Genomic DNA, 15,324 nt, shown 5'->3' with positions numbered 1-15,324 from the left:
TCCGTCGTCGGCAGCGTCAGATGTGTATAAGAGACAGGTTCCGGGCTGCGCCCTCCCGCCGAAGTGCTCGACGTTGCAGGCGCGCACGGCGTGTCGGGTGCAACTTCGAGCACCTCGGCGGAATCGGCCTCGGCGAATCGGGGACAGGGAGAAGCGGGATGGCCTGCCGGGAGCGGGGCTGCGCCTCCGCGAAGTGCTCGTAGTTGCAGGCCCGCATGGCGTGTCGAGTGCAACTTCGAGCACCTCGGCGGAATTGGCCTCGGCGGAATCGGCCTCCGCGAATCGGGGACAGGGAGAAGCGGGATGGCCGGCCGGGAGCGGGGCTGCGCCTCCGCGAAGTGCTCGTAGTTGCAGGCGCGCACGGCGTGTCGAGTGCAACTTCGAGCGCCTCGGCGGAACGGGCCTCGGCGGCATCGGCTTCCGCGGATCGGGGACAGGGAGGACCCGGATGGCCGGACGGGAGCGGGGCTGCGCCTCCGCGAAGTGCTCGTAGTTGCAGGCGCGCACGGCGTGTCGGGTGCAACTTCGAGCACTTCGGCGGAATTGGCCTCGGCGAGAGGGGCTTCGGCGGAATGGGCTTCGGCGGAATGGGCTTCGGCGGAATGGGCCTCGGCGGGTTGGGCGCACCGGGGCGCGGCTTCGGCGGGAGGTGCCTCGGCGAAGGGCGGGCGTGGGCAGGGCGTAGGCTGGTGAGCTATGTCCGATGGCCCCCTGATCGTCCAGAGCGACCGCACCGTGCTCCTCGAGGTCGCGCACGCGGACGCCTCGGACGCCCGCCACGACCTCGCGGTGTTCGCCGAGCTGGAGCGGGCACCTGAGCACATCCACACGTACCGGATCACCCGGCTCGGCCTGTGGAATGCGCGGGCCGCCGGACATACGGCCGAGGACATGCTGGGCACCCTGGAGCGGTACTCGAAGTTCCCGATCCCGCAGACCGTTACGGTGGATGTCACCGAGACCGTGGCGCGCTACGGGAGGCTGGTCATCGAGCGCGACGACGAGGGAACGCTGCTGCTGCGGTCCCCGGACCTGGCCGTCCTCACCGAGGTCGCCAGCGCCAAGCGCATCTCGCCCCTGCTGCTGCAGCGGCGCGACGACGAGACGTTCGTCGTCGAGGCGTGGGCTCGCGGTCAGCTCAAGCAGGAGCTGGTGAAGCTCGGCTGGCCGGCGGAGGACCTGGCCGGCTACACGCCCGGAACCCCGCACGAGATCGGGCTGAAGGAGGACGGCTGGGCGCTGCGCGACTACCAGCGCAAGGCGGTCACGAACTTCTTCGACGGGGGCTCCGGCGTCGTCGTGCTGCCCTGCGGCGCCGGGAAGACGCTCGTCGGCGCGGGCGCGATGGCGACCGCGAAGACGACCACGCTCATCCTGGTCACGAACACCGTGTCCGCCCGGCAGTGGCGGGACGAACTGCTGCGCCGCACCACGCTGACCGCGGAGGAGATCGGCGAGTACTCCGGCCAAGTCAAAGAGGTCAAGCCGGTCACGATCGCGACCTACCAGATCCTCACCGCGAAGCGGAAGGGCGAGTACGCGCACCTGGCGCTCCTCGATGCGCTCGACTGGGGACTCGTGGTCTACGACGAGGTGCACCTGCTTCCCGCGCCCGTCTTCAAGCTGACCGCCGAGCTGCAGGCCCGCCGCCGTCTCGGCCTGACGGCGACGCTGGTGCGGGAAGACGGCCGCGAGGGCGACGTGTTCAGCCTGATCGGGCCCAAGCGCTTCGACGCTCCGTGGAAGGAGATCGAGGCCCAGGGGTTCATCTCCCCCGCCGCCTGCTACGAGGTGCGGATCGACCTCCCGCCGTCGGAGCGACTCAGCTACGCCGCAGCGCCCGACGACGAGCGGTACCGTCTGGCGGCCACCGCCCCGGCGAAACTCGACATCGTCCGCCAGCTGGTCGAGCGGCACGAGGGCGAGCGCATCCTCGTGATCGGCCAGTACCTCGACCAGATCGACGAGCTCGCCGACGCTCTGGATGCGCCCCGGCTGACCGGCGCGACCCCCGTGGATGAGCGTGAACGGCTCTACCAGGAGTTCCGCGACGGGCGCACCAAGCTGCTCGTCGTCAGCAAGGTCGCGAACTTCTCGGTCGACCTGCCCGAGGCGACGGTCGCCATCCAGGTGTCCGGCTCGTACGGCAGCCGCCAGGAGGAGGCCCAGCGTCTCGGACGCCTGCTGCGGCCCAAGGAGTCGGGACTCTCGGCCAACTTCTACACGCTCGTCGCCCGGGACACCGTGGACCAGGATTTCGCGCAGAACCGCCAGCGCTTCCTGGCCGAGCAGGGCTACTCGTACACGATCCTGGACGCGCACGCGCTGCAGGCGGCGTGACGCCGGCCGCAATCAGCGTCGCCGCCGGCGACAGCGACTACCCGCCGTCCGAATACTGCGGCTGAGCGCGGGCAGCGGGCAGCGGCAGCGCGCGCGGGCAGTGCGGGCAGCGGCAGCGGCAGCGCGCGGGCAGCGCGGGCAGCGGCAGCGGCAGCGCGCACGGGCATCGCCCGCTGAGTCAGCCGAGGATGCGGGCGAGCGTCGCGCGCGCCTCCGCATCGGCGGGGCGGTCACGCACGACGATCGCGGCCTTCCACAGCGCCCAGCCGCAGGCACGCGACCAGGTCGCAGCATCCAGGCCGACGACCTCCACGAAGGCGTCGCGGGCCGCTCCCTCGAACATCGTCCACGCCGGGACCAGGTCGCACGCCGGGTCGCCGACGCCGGACGTGCCGAAGTCGATCACAGCGGACAGCGCGCCGGACGCATCGACCAGCAGGTTGCCGGGCGCGACGTCGCCGTGGAACCAGACCGGCGGGCCCTCCCACCGGGAGGCGGTCGCCTCCGTCCAGAGCGCACGCGCCCGGTCGGCGTCGGCGCCCAGCACGGGGAACGCCGCGAGCGCCTCCTCCCCGTACACCTCGGGCGGCGCGCCGCGGAAGAAGTTGTGCGTGCCGGGTCCCGGCGCACCGTCGACCGGCGCGGAACGCAATGCCACGAGGAAGCGCCCGATCGCCTCGGCGAGCGCCACATCCCCGGACACGTCGCTGCGCAGCACCGCCGGGGTGCCCGGCAGCCACCGGTAGACCGACCACGGCAGCGGGTACTCGTCCACCGGCGCCCCCTCGGCAACCGGCTGCGGGATGGGCAGCGGCAGCAGCGGCGCGAGTCGCGGCAGCCAGAGCTGCTCCTTGGCGACCTGTTCGCGGTATCCCCCGGCGCTCGGCAACCGGACGCTCAACTCGTCCCCGAGCCGGAAGGTCCGGTTGTCCCATCCGTCGTGCGGCACCGCGTGGATGGGCAGCCCGCGCCACTGCGGGAACTGCGCGCCGACGAGCCGGCGGACCAGCGCGGCGTCGATGTGGGGCCGGAGCTCTGCGTCAGTTCCGGACATACCGCAGCAGCAGGGTGTCGTCTCCCGTCAGCGTGTGCGCCAGGCGCATCCCGAGCGGCACGATGGGTGCGGCGCCGATCGCGATGCGCGACGCCGTGCCGCCCTCCAGCTGGGGACTGATCGTCAGGCACAGCTCGTCGACGACACGTGCCGCGATCAGGTCGGCGAACAGGTGCGGGCCGCCTTCGCAGTGGATGCGCGTGAGCCCCCGCTCGTGAAGCACCGCCAGCCCGCGGTCGGCCTGCACCCGGTCCCGCCCGCACACGACCACGTCGGCGACATCGGCGAGCGCCTCCCGCATCTCCGGCCGGGACAGCTCGGTGGTCAGCACGATCGGGCGCTCCGGCGCATCCTGGAAGATGCCGCTGCGCGGGTCGAGATCGAGCGCAGCGGACACGATCGCGAACACCGGGTTCGGCGTCATCCCCGCCCCGCTGCGAGCGCGCTCCGACACCGGGTCCACGCGCATCGGCCCGTAGCCTTCGGCCCGCACGGTTCCCGCCCCCACCAGGACGACGTCGCAGAGCCGCCGCAGCAGGGCGAAGACGCGGCTGTCCGCGTCGTTCGAGAGGCCTCCGGACAGACCCTGGTGGGTGGCCGCCCCATCCACGCTGCTGACGAAGTTGACGCGCAGCCACGGTTCGCCCGCACCCTCGGTGTAGAGCGCGGTGATGTCGTCGTCGCTGAGCCCGGTCTGCGAGGGCAGCGGCGACAAGCGGTGGATGGCCGGCTCAGTCATTCACGTCTCCCAGGTTGTGCTTCAGGTAGGCGGGCTCGCGCAGTCCCAGGATCGCCTCCGTCATGCGCACGGCGGCGACCGAGGCGCGCACGTCGTGCATCCGCACGATCCTGGCGCCGTTGACGATGCTGATGACGGCGGCCGCGAGCGAACCCTCCAGCCGCTCTGTGCGCGGAGCGTCGAGGGTCTCGCCGATGAAGTCCTTGTTCGAGACGGCGGCGAGCGTCGGGAACCCCAGGTCGGCGATCTCGCCGAGCCGCCGCGTGAGCTCCAGCGAGTGCAGCGTGTTCTTGTTGAGGTCGTGGCCGGGATCGAGGATGATGCGCTCCTCCGGCACGCCCGCCGCGGTCGCGCGTTCCACGCGGTCGAGGAGGAACGCTGCGACATCGGCCACGACGTCGTCGTAGTGCGGCCGCGGGAACGGGCGGCGCGGCTCGGCCAGGCTGTGCGTGATGACGAGCGTCGCCTCGCTGTCGGCGACGACCGGTGCGAGCTCCGGATCCCAGAGCCCGGTCGTGTCGTTGATGACCGTCGCTCCGGCCGCGATGGCGTGTTGTGCGACGGCGGAGTGGAACGTATCCACCGAGATCACCACGTCGGAGCCGGCGCGCAGCGCCTCCACGACCGGCACGACGCGCTCCAGCTCCTCCTCCACGGGCACCGGCTCGCCCGGCGCGAACGGCGCTCCGCCGATGTCCACCCAGTCCGCCCCGAGCGCGACGGCCTCGAAGCAGGCGTCCACGGCGCGGTCGAACGCGTAGGTGCGGCCCTGGTCGAAGAAGGAGTCGGGGGTGCGGTTCACCACGGCCATCACCGCCACCTGGCGCGAGAAGTCGAAGGTGCGGGCTCCGATCCGCCGCACGGGGACGCGCAGCGGGGGCAGGTACGGCGTGGCGCGCGCGTCAGAGAGCGGCAAGGTCGACGCTCTCGTCGGCGAGCCGGTCCGCATCCAGCCGCTCGCCGGACCGGATCAGTCGCTGGATGTCGTCCTGCACATCCCACACGTTGACGTTCATGCCGGCGACGACACGGTCGTTCCGCACCCAGAACGCGATGAACTCACGCGACTCGACATCGCCCCGGTACACCACCTGTGCACCGGCGGCGAGCGGCGCATAGCCCGAATACTCCATGCCGAGATCGTATTGGTCCGAGTAGAAGTACGGGATGTCGTCGTACGACGCCCGGTCGCCCAGGATGGCATGGGCGGCGACCTTCCCGCTCGCGATCGCGTTCGCCCAGTGCTCGCTGCGGAGGTGCCGGCCGATGGCGGGCAGGAACGCGTCCGCCAGGTCGCCGACGGCATAGACGTCTTCGATGCTCGTGCGCATCCCCTTGTCAGTAAGGACGCCGTTCCCGAGCCGGACGCCCGAGCGCTCGGCGACCCGCGTGTTCGGCACAGCCCCGACGCCGGCGACCACGACATCCGCCGGGATCCGCTCCCCCGACCCGAGGACGACCGCCTGCTCCGCCCCGCCGTCGACCGCGACCACCTCCGCTCCGTTGTGGAACACGACCTCGTTCTCCCGGTGCAGCCGCTCGAACACTCCGCCGAGCTCGCGTCCGATCGCCCCGCTGAGCGGAACGGCCGAGTGCCCGATGACCGTGACCTCGTTGCCGTACCCGCGGGCGGCGGCCGCAACCTCCAGGCCGATCCAGCCGGAGCCGGCCAGCACGACCCGCCGTCCGCCGACCTCGAGCGCCGCCCGGAGCCGGCTCGAGTCCTCCCGTGTTCGCAGGGGGAACACCGCGCCGTGGCCGCTGCCGGGCACGCCGAGGGGACGCGCGCTCGCGCCGGTCGCGAGCACCAGGCTGTCGTAGGTGATGCGTCCGCCGTCCGAGACGAACAGCTCGTGGGCGGCCGGGTCGAACGATCCCGCCTCCACCCCCGGAAGGAACTCGACCGCGTTGTCCGCGTACCAGTCGGCGGGATGCACGTCCCCCTCCTCGATCGGGGCGTCGCCCTTCAGGTACTCCTTCGAGAGCGGCGGCCGGATGTACGGAGCGTGCTCCTCGGCTCCGAGCAGCAGGATGCGGCCATCGAAGCCGCGTTCGCGCAGTTCCGTGGCGACGGTCGCTCCGGCGAGCCCGGCGCCGGCGATGAGGACGGTGGGTTTCGACATGACATCAGCATCCACTCTTCACACGGCGGACGCCACCACCGCCCACCTACGGCGCACCGACGGCTCACAGAGAAGACTCAGCCCACGCGCAGATACTGTCTCCATGAACGCCGGACCTCGCATTCTCATCGTCGACGACGAGCCGAACATCCGCGACCTGCTCACCACCAGCCTCCGTTTCGCCGGCTTCGCCGTGCGCGCGGTCGGCAACGGAGCACAGGCCATCTCCGCGGTCCTCGAAGAGGAGCCCGACCTGATCATCCTCGACGTCATGCTGCCGGACATGAACGGCTTCGGTGTCACCAAGCGCCTCCGCGGCGCCGGGTACACCGCGCCCATCCTGTTCCTCACGGCGAAGGATGACACCGAGGACAAGATCACCGGCCTGACGGTCGGCGGCGACGACTACGTGACCAAGCCGTTCAGCCTCGACGAGATCGTCGCACGCATCAAGGCCATCCTGCGCCGCACGATGCAGGCCGACGAGGACGCGGTCATCCGCGCCGGCGAGCTGACCATGGACCAGGACACCCACGAGGTCTTCGTCGGAGACACCCCGATCGAGCTCTCGCCGACCGAGTTCAAGCTCCTGCGCTACCTCATGCTCAACCCGAACCGGGTGCTGTCGAAGGCGCAGATCCTCGACCACGTCTGGGAGTACGACTTCAACGGCGACGCGGGCATCGTCGAGTCGTACATCTCGTACCTGCGGCGCAAGGTGGATGCGCACTCCAGCGAGCCGCTCATCCAGACCAAGCGCGGCTTCGGCTACATGCTCAAGGCCGCGAAGGCCTGAGGTGCGCCGCCCGGCGCACGGCTTACACATGCCCGGCACAGCATCCCCTGCATAGACTGACGGCCTGATGCACTCACGCCTGCTCGACCGCTGGAACGCGATCTCCCTGCGAACGAAGATCACGGGCGTGACCGTGCTCATGCTGACCCTCGGGCTGCTCGTCACCGGCATCGGCACGATGTCGATGCTGAAGCCGGTGCTGCTGGACCAGTTGGATGCGCAGCTCGCCGCGGCCTCGGGCGCGTCGTACCTGAACACCTACCTCTACGGCGGCGGGTCGGACAACGACAAGATCGCCACCGACGCGAGCCCCTCGGACTACTTCGCGGCGCTGTACGACTCCAACGGCACGCTGGTGCGTTACAACTGGACCAACATCCCGTATTCGCACCGTCCGGCCATCCCGCGCTCGCTGACCGTGCCGGAGGGCAAGGCGATGCCGGCCGGCGGCTACACGCTCCCGAGCAACGACGGTCGCACCACCTACCGCGCGCTCACCCAGACGGTGACCTTCGCCGGCCCGGACGGCGAGCTCGGCACAGCGATCGTCGCGACGTCGACCTCGCAGATCGACACGGTGATGGCGAGCTTCCTCGCGATCTTCCTCCTCTTCGGCGTGATCGTGATCGTCGTCGGGGCCGGCCTCACCCGGATGCTCGTCACGACGACGTTCGCGCCGCTGCGCGAGGTGGAGCAGACGGCCGCCGCGATCGCCGACGGCGACTTCAGCCAGCGCCTCGGGGGCGCCACCCCGAACACCGAGGTCGGGCGGCTCAACCGCTCCCTCAACACGATGCTGAACCGCATCGACCGTGCGTTCAGCGACCGCGCTCGCACCATCGACCAGATGCGCCGGTTCGTCGGCGACGCCTCCCACGAGCTGCGCACACCGCTGGTCTCGCTGCGCGGCTACGCGGAGCTGTACCGGATGGGCGCCCTGCAGACCCCCGAGGATGTGGCCCAGGCGATGGACCGTATCGAGAAGGAGGCCATCCGCATGGGCATCCTCGTCGAGGATCTGCTGGAGCTTGCCCGCCTGGATGAGACCAAGCCCCTCGAGGTCAGCCGGGTGGATCTGGTGAAGATCGCACAGGACGCGGCGATGGATGCGATGGCCGGTTCCCCGGGCCGCGTGGTCACTGTGCTGACGCCCGAGCCGGTGGCGGCCGAGCCGGCTCCGCCCATGGCGACGTCTGCGCAGTCGATGGCGGCCCAGCGCGTGGCCTCCCGGACGACCGTGTCCAAGCCGGTCGCGGCGAGGTCGGGCACGTCGAAGGCGGCTGTGTCGAAGGCGGCTGCGTCGAAGGCGGCTGCGTCGAAGGCGGCTGCGTCGAAGGCGGTCGCCGCGAAGACCGTCGGGTCCACGCCGATCCTCTCTGGCGCGGACGACGTCTCCGAACCCGGGTTGGACACCGTCCCGATGCAGGTGCCGGACGACGCGGGTTCCGCCGGCCGGCCGTCGAACGCGACGGGTCCGATCGCGTTCGCGGGCTCCGCGCTGGCGCGCCTTCGCCGGGGAAGCCGGGGCCGGCGACCGAACACGGAGACCTTGACGATCACGACGGCCGAGCAGGTGGTCCTCGGCCGTCCCTCGCCCGCCGAGCCGGCGATCGTCATGGCCGAGGAGAACAAGCTCCGCCAGGTCGTCACGAACCTGATGGGCAACGCCCTCCGCTACACGCCCGAAGGCAGCCCCATCGAGATCGCCGTGCAGATCGACCACCGCACCGAGCGGGCACTGCTCGAGGTGCGGGACCACGGCGAGGGCATCCCGCCGCAGATCCGCGAGAAGATCTTCCAGCGCTTCTGGCGCGCCGACACCTCCCGCGCCCGGGAGACCGGCGGCAGCGGCCTGGGACTTGCGATCGTGTCGTCCATCGTCACGGCCCACCGCGGCACCGTCGAGGTCGTGGACACGCCGGGCGGCGGAGCGACGTTCCGGGTGTCCCTCCCCCTCGCCGGGTCGGCTGCCGCTCCCAAGCCGCTGACGGCCTAGCGCGACCGTCCTCCTCCGCAGCCTCGGCGTCCTCGTGAGACCATCCATGGACGGTGTACCACCGACCCGAACGCGCGCTGCGTCGTCGCCGTGGCCACCAAGCAACCCGCGCGTTCCCCATCGCGCCGGAGGTCTTCGCGTACCTGGAGGCGCATCCAACTCTCGCTGAGCCGCTGCGCCGCGCCGCGCTTCCCGCACATCGGGTGGTCCCAACACGCCGTTACGCCACGGGCCCACGCGGTGTGTTGGGACCACTCGATGAGGGTGAGTTCTCGCCCGGCGCGTGCGCTGTCGTGCGGCGGCAGCAGGCGGGGCGGACGCGAAAAGGGCGCCTCCCGAAGGAGACGCCCTCTTCAGTGGTGGTCTGGACTCAGAAGTCCATGCCGCCGCTCGGGTCGCCGACCGGAGCGGGGTTCCGCTCCGGCTTGTCGGCGACGACGGCCTCGGTGGTGAGGAACAGCCCGGCGATCGACGCAGCGTTCTGCAGCGCGGAGCGGGTGACCTTCACCGGGTCGTTGATGCCCGAGGCGAGCATGTCGACGTACTCGCCGGTCGCGGCGTTGAGGCCGTGGCCGACCGGGAGGTTGCGGACCTTCTCGACGACGACGCCGGCCTCGAGGCCCGCGTTGATCGCGATCTGCTTCAGCGGAGCCTCGATGGCGACCTTGACGATGTTCGCGCCCGTGGCCTCGTCACCGGTCAGCTGCAGCTTCGCGAAGGCGACCTTGCCGGCCTGGATGAGGGCCACGCCACCACCGGCGACGATGCCCTCCTCGACGGCGGCCTTCGCGTTGCGGACGGCGTCCTCGATGCGGTGCTTGCGCTCCTTGAGCTCCACCTCGGTGGCCGCACCCGCCTTGATGACGGCGACGCCGCCGGCGAGCTTGGCGAGGCGCTCCTGCAGCTTCTCGCGGTCGTAGTCCGAGTCGGTCGACTCGATCTCGTTGCGGATCTGCTGCACGCGACCGGCGATGGCCTCGGGGTCACCCGCGCCCTCGACGATCGTGGTCTCGTCCTTGGTGATGACGACCTTGCGGGCCTGACCGAGCAGGTCGAGGGTGACGTTCTCGAGCTTGAGGCCGACCTCCTCGGAGATGACCTGGCCGCCGGTGAGGATCGCGATGTCCTGCAGCATGGCCTTGCGGCGGTCGCCGAAGCCCGGAGCCTTGACGGCGACGGACTTGAAGATGCCGCGGATCTTGTTGACGATCAGGGTCGCCAGAGCCTCGCCGTCGACGTCCTCAGCGATGATGAGGAGCTGCTTGCCCGCCTGGATCACCTTGTCGACGATCGGCAGAAGGTCCTTGATGTTGGAGATCTTCTGGTTGGCGATGAGGATGTACGGGTCCTCGAACACCGCCTCCTGGCGGTCCTGGTCGGTCACGAAGTACTGCGACAGGAAGCCCTTGTCGAAGCGCATGCCCTCGGTGAGCTCCAGCTCGGTGCCGAAGGTGTTGGACTCCTCGACGGTGACGACGCCCTCCTTGCCGACCTTGTCGATCGCCTCGGCGATGATCTCGCCGATGGTGGTGTCGCCGGCGGAGATGGAGGCGGTGGCCGCGATCTCCTCCTTGGTCTCGACCTCCTTGGCGGAGGCGATGAGCTCCTCGGTGACCGCCGCGACGGCCTTCTCGATGCCGCGCTTCAGGGTGATCGGGTCGGCGCCGGCGGCGACGTTCCGCAGGCCCTCCTTGACCAGGGCCTGGGCGAGGACGGTCGCCGTGGTGGTGCCGTCGCCGGCGACGTCGTCGGTCTTCTTCGCGACCTCCTTGACGAGCTCCGCGCCGATCTTCTCGTACGGGTCGTCGAGCTCGATCTCCTTCGCGATGGAGACGCCGTCGTTCGTGATGGTCGGGGCGCCCCACTTCTTCTCGAGGACGACGTTGCGGCCGCGCGGGCCCAGCGTCACCTTGACCGTGTCGGCCAGGGTGTTCAGGCCGCGCTCGAGGCCGCGGCGCGCGTCCTCGTTGAAAGCAATGATCTTTGCCATGTGTTTCTCGTCCCTCCCGGACGTCTGCGAAAGATTCCGTGTGATTAGCACTCGATCAGATGGAGTGCTAAAGCGATTCTGGCACTCGACCCGGTCGAGTGCAAGACGAGCCGACCGGCAACGCAGAAGCGCCGCCCCTTTCGGGACGGCGCTTCGCCATTCGGATGTCGCTGCTGCTCAGGCCAGCCGCACCGATTCGGCCTGCGGGCCCTTTTGCCCGGAGCCGACCTCGAACACGACCTGCTGGCCCTCTTCGAGAACCTTGTATCCCGCCATGTCGATCGCGGAGTAATGAACGAAAACGTCCTGTCCCCCATCTTCGACGGTGATGAAGCCGTAGCCCTTCTCAGCGTTGAACCACTTCACGGTCCCAGTCGCCATGCATTACTCCCATTGCTGTGTCGCTCGCGCGATCCGGCGTCGCACGTTGAATCCCGATCCTAATGCGTGTAATCCGCTGGGTCACCAGTGTTTTCGCGAATCGATTCCCAAAAGAGTCGAAAGTTAAACACGCACGAAACAAAGGGGATGCGCGGGCGCGAACGCGCCCCGTCCGGCCACCCGATTCGTCACGAATGTCGCCCCCAGCACGGCCGGAGTGCACATTCGTCACGAATGTCGCCCCCAGCACGGCCGGAGTGCACATTCGTCACGAATGTCGCCCCCACCCGAGCCGGAGTGCACATTCGTCACGAATGTCGCGGGCGTCAGCCGGTGAAGTTGGCCCCGATGACGACGGTGATGTCGGCGCCCGTGTCGTCGTACGCCGTGCTCTGCTGGATGGTCGCCCCGGGGAGGGACTGGGCGACGCCGAGGGCGGCGGCCTGGGTGGCCGGCTTCCCGAAGTACACGACCGTCGCCGCGATGGCACTGTTGTCGGCGTTCGCGTACGAGCCGACCTTCCATCCCGCGGCGGTGAGCTTGTCGGCCACGGTCTTGGCGAGTCCCGTCGTCGTCGTGCCGTTGAGCACGTTCACGTTGAGGGACGGGTCCACCGTCGGGACGATCGTCGGCGTGGGTGTCGGCGTCGGGGTGGGCGTGTGCGACTGCGACCGGCTGGCGAAAGGGGACGAGCCGTGGAAGTCGATGGTGCCGTTGACCAGGGAGAGACCGAAGATGCCGGCGCCGACGAGGATCACCGTCACCAGGGCGGCCCAGCCCACGGCGATCCAGCCGCGTCCGCGCGGCCGCGGAGCCCGGTGAGCGCCGACGCGCTGCAGGTCGTCCGGGATCTCGTCGAAACGGTCGCGGGGGAACTTCTCTGCCATCGGGGGATGCGGTCCTTGGGGTCAGTCGCCGGACGGGAGGGTCCGTGCGTGTCGTGCGGCCAGTCTCGCCTCGCGCAGCCGCAGCAGCCTCTTGACGAGCATGGGGTCGTGGCGGAGAGCCTCCGGGCGGTCGATGAGGGCTCCGAGCACCTGGTAGTACCGGGCCGCCGACAGACCGAACTCCTCGCGGATGGCCTGCTCTTTGGCTCCAGCGTGACGCCACCACTGGCGTTCGAACGCGAGGATCGCGGCATCCCGATCGCTCAGCTGGTCCGTTTCCGAGGGCTCCTGGTAGGCAGCGGGTCGTTCGTCGGCTGACCGGGTCACGAGCACCGCCTTCCCTCGTCGCGGACGCCGGGCGGTGGCCGGAGGTGCCGGTCGCGCCCCGCGCTCGCCGATCATCCTAGGGTGCGGGTCCTGTGTGTTCCCCCTTTCGTCGCGGCACGTCGCCCGAGAGAACCGGGAACATCGGCCCGCATGCCCCCGTTTAGTCTGGAGACGAGGAAAGGCAGAGGTATGGCACAGAACGAGACGTCCCCCGACGGTTACACCGTGGCCAAGAGCGAGGACGAGTGGCGCCGGGAGCTCAACCCGGAGCAGTACGCCGTGCTCCGCGAGGCGGCCACGGAGCGCCCCTGGACCGGCGAACTGCTCGACGAGGGCCGCGCCGGCCTCTATACCTGCGCCGCGTGCGGTGCGGAGCTGTTCAAGTCCGGCACGAAGTTCGACTCGGGATGCGGCTGGCCGAGCTTCTACGAGTCGGTGCGCCCGGAGGCCGTTCAGCTTCTCGAGGACGACACCCTCGGGATGGTCCGCACGGAGGTGCGCTGCGCGGCCTGCGGCTCGCACCTCGGGCACGTGTTCCCGGACGGCTTCGGCACGCCGACCGGTGACCGCTATTGCATGAACTCGCTCTCGCTGAACTTCACGCCGGAGGCCTGATGGGCCGGGATGCGGCGAGCGACGGCGCGGCGAGCGACGGCGCGACCGATCTCGCGAACCGGGTCGCCTCGCGGCGGTCGTACTCGCGTGTGACCACCGAGGCGCCGACGCATGAGCAGCTCCTCCCGCTGGTCGCGGCGGCCGGCCGGGTGGCCGATCACAGCGCCCTGCACCCGTGGCGCATCATCGAGCTCCGCGGCGACGCCCGGGAGCGGCTCGGCCGGGCCTTCGTGAAGGATGCGAAAGCCAGCGGTTCCGAAGCCGAGAAGCTCGCGGCGAAGCCGCTCCGCTCCTCCCTCCTTCTGGCGATCGTCTCGGTGCGCACCAAGAGCGAGAAGGTGCCGGGCTGGGAGCAGGACGCGGTCGCGTCCGGCGTGGCCCATATCCTGAGCCTGCTGCTGCACGACGCAGGCTGGGGTGTGATGTGGCGCACCGGTCACCACACCCGGTCGAAGGCGGTCCACGCGATGCACGGCCTGGCCAAGAACGAGCGGCTGCTCGGCTGGCTGTATGTGGGCGGCATCCCGGCCGACACTAAGGAGGGGCACCGCAAGTCGGTCGACCCCGAACGGTTCCTGACGACGCTGGAGTAGGCGACACAGCTGGTCGGCTCAGACCGGCCTCCACCGGTCGCTCAGGCCGGCCTCCACCGGTCGCTCAGGCCGCGTGCCGCCGGAAGCTCCAGCGGACACCGGCGACCGCGACCGCCACGATCGCGAGCAGCGTTCCCCCGATGGTCGAGAACGCGAGGACATGGCCGGAGGTCGGGAGCAGGAGGTCGAGCAGCAGCGCCGCCAGCAGCTGGCCGGCGACCGTGGCGAGACCCAGGAGCAGCACGCCCGTGATGCGGACGAGGTACGCGGTCACGCCGATGAAGACGCAGCCCATCGCGCCGCCGACGTAGAGCCAGGGATCGGGAGGCAGCTGCTTCGGGAGCCCGACGAGCATCCAGTGGGCGAGCATGAGGACGACGAGCACGATCGTCCCGGCGGCGAAGTTGATGAAGGTCGCACTGATCGCGCTCGCGGCGACGACGCGGACCCGGCCGTTCACGGCCTGCTGCCAGCCCGTGCCGAGGCCGGCGAGGAGTGGCAGCACCATCATCCATATCGGGGCGCTTCCGCCGAGCTGCGCCGACACCGCCCATGTCACCGCGACCAGGGCGAGCAGGGCGCCGACCAGGCGCGCGGCCGTCAGGGGCCGGCGACCGCCCGGGCCGATGCCGACCCGGTCGAGGACCAGCCCGCTGACGGTCTGGCCGGCGACGACCGCGACGGTGAACAGAGCGACCCCGAGAGTGGCAGCCGTCAGTCCCTGGGCGAGGACCAGGAACGAGCCGGCGACGCCGCCGAGGACGTACCACCAGCGCAGTTCGCCGGCGCGCACCGCGGCGGCGACCTGCGCGAGTCCCCGGCGCCCGGCGGGAGCGACGGCGAGCATCACGGCGAGGATGACGAGGCCAGAACCGAACGAGATGGCCGCGGCCGTGAACCCGTCGCCGAGACGGCTGCCGAGCGCTCCGTTGATCCGGGTCTGGACGGCGACGAGCGCACCGCAGACGAGCACGAAGACCAGTGCCAGCCAGAGCGGGAGGGATCGAGGAGTCGCTTCTCCCGTCCTCTGCTCGGCATTCGGGCCCGGGTGCTCGGCGTGGGGGCCCGTGTGCTCGGCTTTCGCCGCCCGTCGCTCAGCGCTGCCGGCTATGGCGCCGGCGCTTCCCCGTCGGTGGGTTCCGGCTGCGGGAGCCAGTCCAGGTTCTCCTCCGGCCGACGACTTTCTCCTCGCTGAGGTCGTCGTCGTCGTTCTTCTTGTCGCTCATGCGGCAACCCTACGCCGAGCCTGCGACACCGCCAGGGAGGTCGGCGAGCGCTCCGAGCGGGGACTCGACCGCATCCGCGACCTCCCGCAGAAAGGCCGCCGCGACGCCGCCGTCGGTGACCCGGTGATCGAACACGAGGGACAGCTGCAGGATGCGGCGCGGCACGATCGCGCCGTCCACGACCCAGGGTCGCTCGATGGCCCGGCCGAGACCCAGGATCGCCACCTCGGGATGGTTGATGATCGCTGCACTGCCGT

General features: G+C 70.3%; 17 protein-coding genes. 6 read left to right on the top strand and 11 right to left on the bottom strand.

Going from position 1 to position 15,324, the window contains the following annotated elements; genetic code table 11:
- Positions 1 to 203: hypothetical protein (locus ACPYOG_RS15350; protein ID WP_481295046.1), on the top strand; the 203-nt coding region annotated here is incomplete at its 5' end.
- A 493-nt stretch (positions 204 to 696) separates the two neighbouring features.
- Positions 697 to 2,340 carry a DNA repair helicase XPB gene (locus ACPYOG_RS15345; protein WP_481295045.1) on the top strand — a complete coding sequence of 548 codons (1,644 nt, stop codon included), beginning with the start codon at positions 697 to 699 and terminating at the stop codon, positions 2,338 to 2,340.
- Between the two features lie 178 nt (positions 2,341 to 2,518).
- On the opposite strand, the gene ACPYOG_RS15340 is transcribed toward ACPYOG_RS15345, so the two are convergent.
- From ACPYOG_RS15340 to ACPYOG_RS15325, 4 genes are read right to left on the bottom strand one after another with little or no spacing between them, the layout of a single operon-like run.
- Positions 2,519 to 3,394, bottom strand: a complete 876-nt coding sequence (locus tag ACPYOG_RS15340; protein WP_481295044.1) for an aminoglycoside phosphotransferase family protein — start codon at positions 3,392 to 3,394, stop codon at positions 2,519 to 2,521.
- Positions 3,381 to 4,133 carry a pyrimidine reductase family protein gene (locus ACPYOG_RS15335; protein WP_481295043.1) on the bottom strand — a complete coding sequence of 251 codons (753 nt, stop codon included), beginning with the start codon at positions 4,131 to 4,133 and terminating at the stop codon, positions 3,381 to 3,383. The genes ACPYOG_RS15340 and ACPYOG_RS15335 overlap by 14 nt, the downstream gene beginning before the upstream one ends.
- Positions 4,126 to 5,082, bottom strand: coding sequence for a dihydropteroate synthase (folP, locus tag ACPYOG_RS15330; protein ID WP_481295042.1), 957 nt, complete (start codon positions 5,080 to 5,082; stop codon positions 4,126 to 4,128). Before folP ends, ACPYOG_RS15335 begins: the two co-directional genes overlap by 8 nt.
- Complete coding sequence (locus ACPYOG_RS15325) at positions 5,036 to 6,256, bottom strand: NAD(P)/FAD-dependent oxidoreductase (protein WP_481295041.1); 1,221 nt, start codon at positions 6,254 to 6,256, stop codon at positions 5,036 to 5,038. The genes folP and ACPYOG_RS15325 overlap by 47 nt, the downstream gene beginning before the upstream one ends.
- A gap of 103 nt (positions 6,257 to 6,359) precedes the next feature.
- Between ACPYOG_RS15325 and ACPYOG_RS15320 the strand changes: the two genes are divergently transcribed.
- Both ACPYOG_RS15320 and ACPYOG_RS15315 read left to right on the top strand, forming a co-directional pair.
- The gene (locus ACPYOG_RS15320) at positions 6,360 to 7,052 is read left to right on the top strand and encodes a response regulator transcription factor (protein ID WP_018191755.1); all 693 of its coding nucleotides are present in this window, start codon (positions 6,360 to 6,362) and stop codon (positions 7,050 to 7,052) included.
- Positions 7,053 to 7,119: 67 nt separating this feature from the next.
- The gene (locus ACPYOG_RS15315) at positions 7,120 to 9,048 is read left to right on the top strand and encodes a sensor histidine kinase (protein ID WP_481295040.1); all 1,929 of its coding nucleotides are present in this window, start codon (positions 7,120 to 7,122) and stop codon (positions 9,046 to 9,048) included.
- Positions 9,049 to 9,418: 370 nt separating this feature from the next.
- Here ACPYOG_RS15315 and groL read toward each other — a convergent pair whose 3' ends face one another.
- From groL to ACPYOG_RS15295, 4 genes are all read right to left on the bottom strand, one after another.
- Positions 9,419 to 11,038, bottom strand: coding sequence for a chaperonin GroEL (gene groL, locus ACPYOG_RS15310; protein ID WP_481295039.1), 1,620 nt, complete (start codon positions 11,036 to 11,038; stop codon positions 9,419 to 9,421).
- Positions 11,039 to 11,215: 177 nt separating this feature from the next.
- On the bottom strand, positions 11,216 to 11,419 hold the full coding sequence (locus ACPYOG_RS15305; RefSeq protein WP_090040274.1) for a cold-shock protein: 204 nt from the start codon (positions 11,417 to 11,419) through the stop codon (positions 11,216 to 11,218).
- Positions 11,420 to 11,745: 326 nt separating this feature from the next.
- Positions 11,746 to 12,306 (bottom strand): LytR C-terminal domain-containing protein, encoded by a 561-nt coding sequence (locus ACPYOG_RS15300; protein WP_481295038.1) that lies wholly within the window; start codon positions 12,304 to 12,306, stop codon positions 11,746 to 11,748.
- A gap of 21 nt (positions 12,307 to 12,327) precedes the next feature.
- Positions 12,328 to 12,639 (bottom strand): DUF3263 domain-containing protein, encoded by a 312-nt coding sequence (locus ACPYOG_RS15295; RefSeq protein ID WP_090040269.1) that lies wholly within the window; start codon positions 12,637 to 12,639, stop codon positions 12,328 to 12,330.
- Positions 12,640 to 12,822: 183 nt separating this feature from the next.
- On the opposite strand from ACPYOG_RS15295, the gene msrB reads away from it, so the two are divergent.
- Both msrB and ACPYOG_RS15285 read left to right on the top strand, forming a co-directional pair.
- On the top strand, positions 12,823 to 13,248 hold the full coding sequence (gene msrB, locus ACPYOG_RS15290) for a peptide-methionine (R)-S-oxide reductase MsrB (RefSeq protein WP_481295037.1): 426 nt from the start codon (positions 12,823 to 12,825) through the stop codon (positions 13,246 to 13,248).
- Positions 13,248 to 13,841, top strand: coding sequence for a nitroreductase family protein (locus tag ACPYOG_RS15285; RefSeq protein ID WP_481295036.1), 594 nt, complete (start codon positions 13,248 to 13,250; stop codon positions 13,839 to 13,841). The genes msrB and ACPYOG_RS15285 overlap by 1 nt, the downstream gene beginning before the upstream one ends.
- 64 nt (positions 13,842 to 13,905) lie before the next feature.
- Here ACPYOG_RS15285 and ACPYOG_RS15280 read toward each other — a convergent pair whose 3' ends face one another.
- The 3 genes from ACPYOG_RS15280 to ACPYOG_RS15270 all read right to left on the bottom strand — a co-directional run.
- Positions 13,906 to 14,814, bottom strand: a complete 909-nt coding sequence (locus ACPYOG_RS15280; protein WP_481295035.1) for a DMT family transporter — start codon at positions 14,812 to 14,814, stop codon at positions 13,906 to 13,908.
- A 121-nt stretch (positions 14,815 to 14,935) separates the two neighbouring features.
- Positions 14,936 to 15,067 (bottom strand): hypothetical protein, encoded by a 132-nt coding sequence (locus ACPYOG_RS15275; RefSeq protein ID WP_481295034.1) that lies wholly within the window; start codon positions 15,065 to 15,067, stop codon positions 14,936 to 14,938.
- Between the two features lie 9 nt (positions 15,068 to 15,076).
- A partial coding sequence (locus tag ACPYOG_RS15270) for a 2-oxo acid dehydrogenase subunit E2 (RefSeq protein ID WP_481295033.1) occupies positions 15,077 to 15,324 on the bottom strand: 248 nt, incomplete at its 5' end.

The organism is Leifsonia sp. HAY1-4F, from assembly GCF_056755275.1.
The sequence above is the reverse complement of the archived record's forward strand: the minus strand, read 5'-3'. Positions and strand labels throughout refer to the sequence as shown.

Coding starts and splice junctions, on each gene's coding strand:
- ACPYOG_RS15305 (WP_090040274.1), bottom strand. CDS start 11,419: ATGGCGACTGGGACCGTGAAGTGGTTCAACGCTGAGAAGGGCTACGGC.
- ACPYOG_RS15325 (WP_481295041.1), bottom strand. CDS start 6,256: ATGTCGAAACCCACCGTCCTCATCGCCGGCGCCGGGCTCGCCGGAGCG.
- ACPYOG_RS15345 (WP_481295045.1), top strand. CDS start 697: ATGTCCGATGGCCCCCTGATCGTCCAGAGCGACCGCACCGTGCTCCTC.
- ACPYOG_RS15320 (WP_018191755.1), top strand. CDS start 6,360: ATGAACGCCGGACCTCGCATTCTCATCGTCGACGACGAGCCGAACATC.
- ACPYOG_RS15285 (WP_481295036.1), top strand. CDS start 13,248: ATGGGCCGGGATGCGGCGAGCGACGGCGCGGCGAGCGACGGCGCGACC.
- ACPYOG_RS15300 (WP_481295038.1), bottom strand. CDS start 12,306: ATGGCAGAGAAGTTCCCCCGCGACCGTTTCGACGAGATCCCGGACGAC.
- msrB (WP_481295037.1), top strand. CDS start 12,823: ATGGCACAGAACGAGACGTCCCCCGACGGTTACACCGTGGCCAAGAGC.
- ACPYOG_RS15315 (WP_481295040.1), top strand. CDS start 7,120: ATGCACTCACGCCTGCTCGACCGCTGGAACGCGATCTCCCTGCGAACG.
- ACPYOG_RS15275 (WP_481295034.1), bottom strand. CDS start 15,067: ATGAGCGACAAGAAGAACGACGACGACGACCTCAGCGAGGAGAAAGTC.
- groL (WP_481295039.1), bottom strand. CDS start 11,038: ATGGCAAAGATCATTGCTTTCAACGAGGACGCGCGCCGCGGCCTCGAG.
- folP (WP_481295042.1), bottom strand. CDS start 5,082: ATGCGGACCGGCTCGCCGACGAGAGCGTCGACCTTGCCGCTCTCTGAC.
- ACPYOG_RS15340 (WP_481295044.1), bottom strand. CDS start 3,394: ATGTCCGGAACTGACGCAGAGCTCCGGCCCCACATCGACGCCGCGCTG.
- ACPYOG_RS15335 (WP_481295043.1), bottom strand. CDS start 4,133: ATGACTGAGCCGGCCATCCACCGCTTGTCGCCGCTGCCCTCGCAGACC.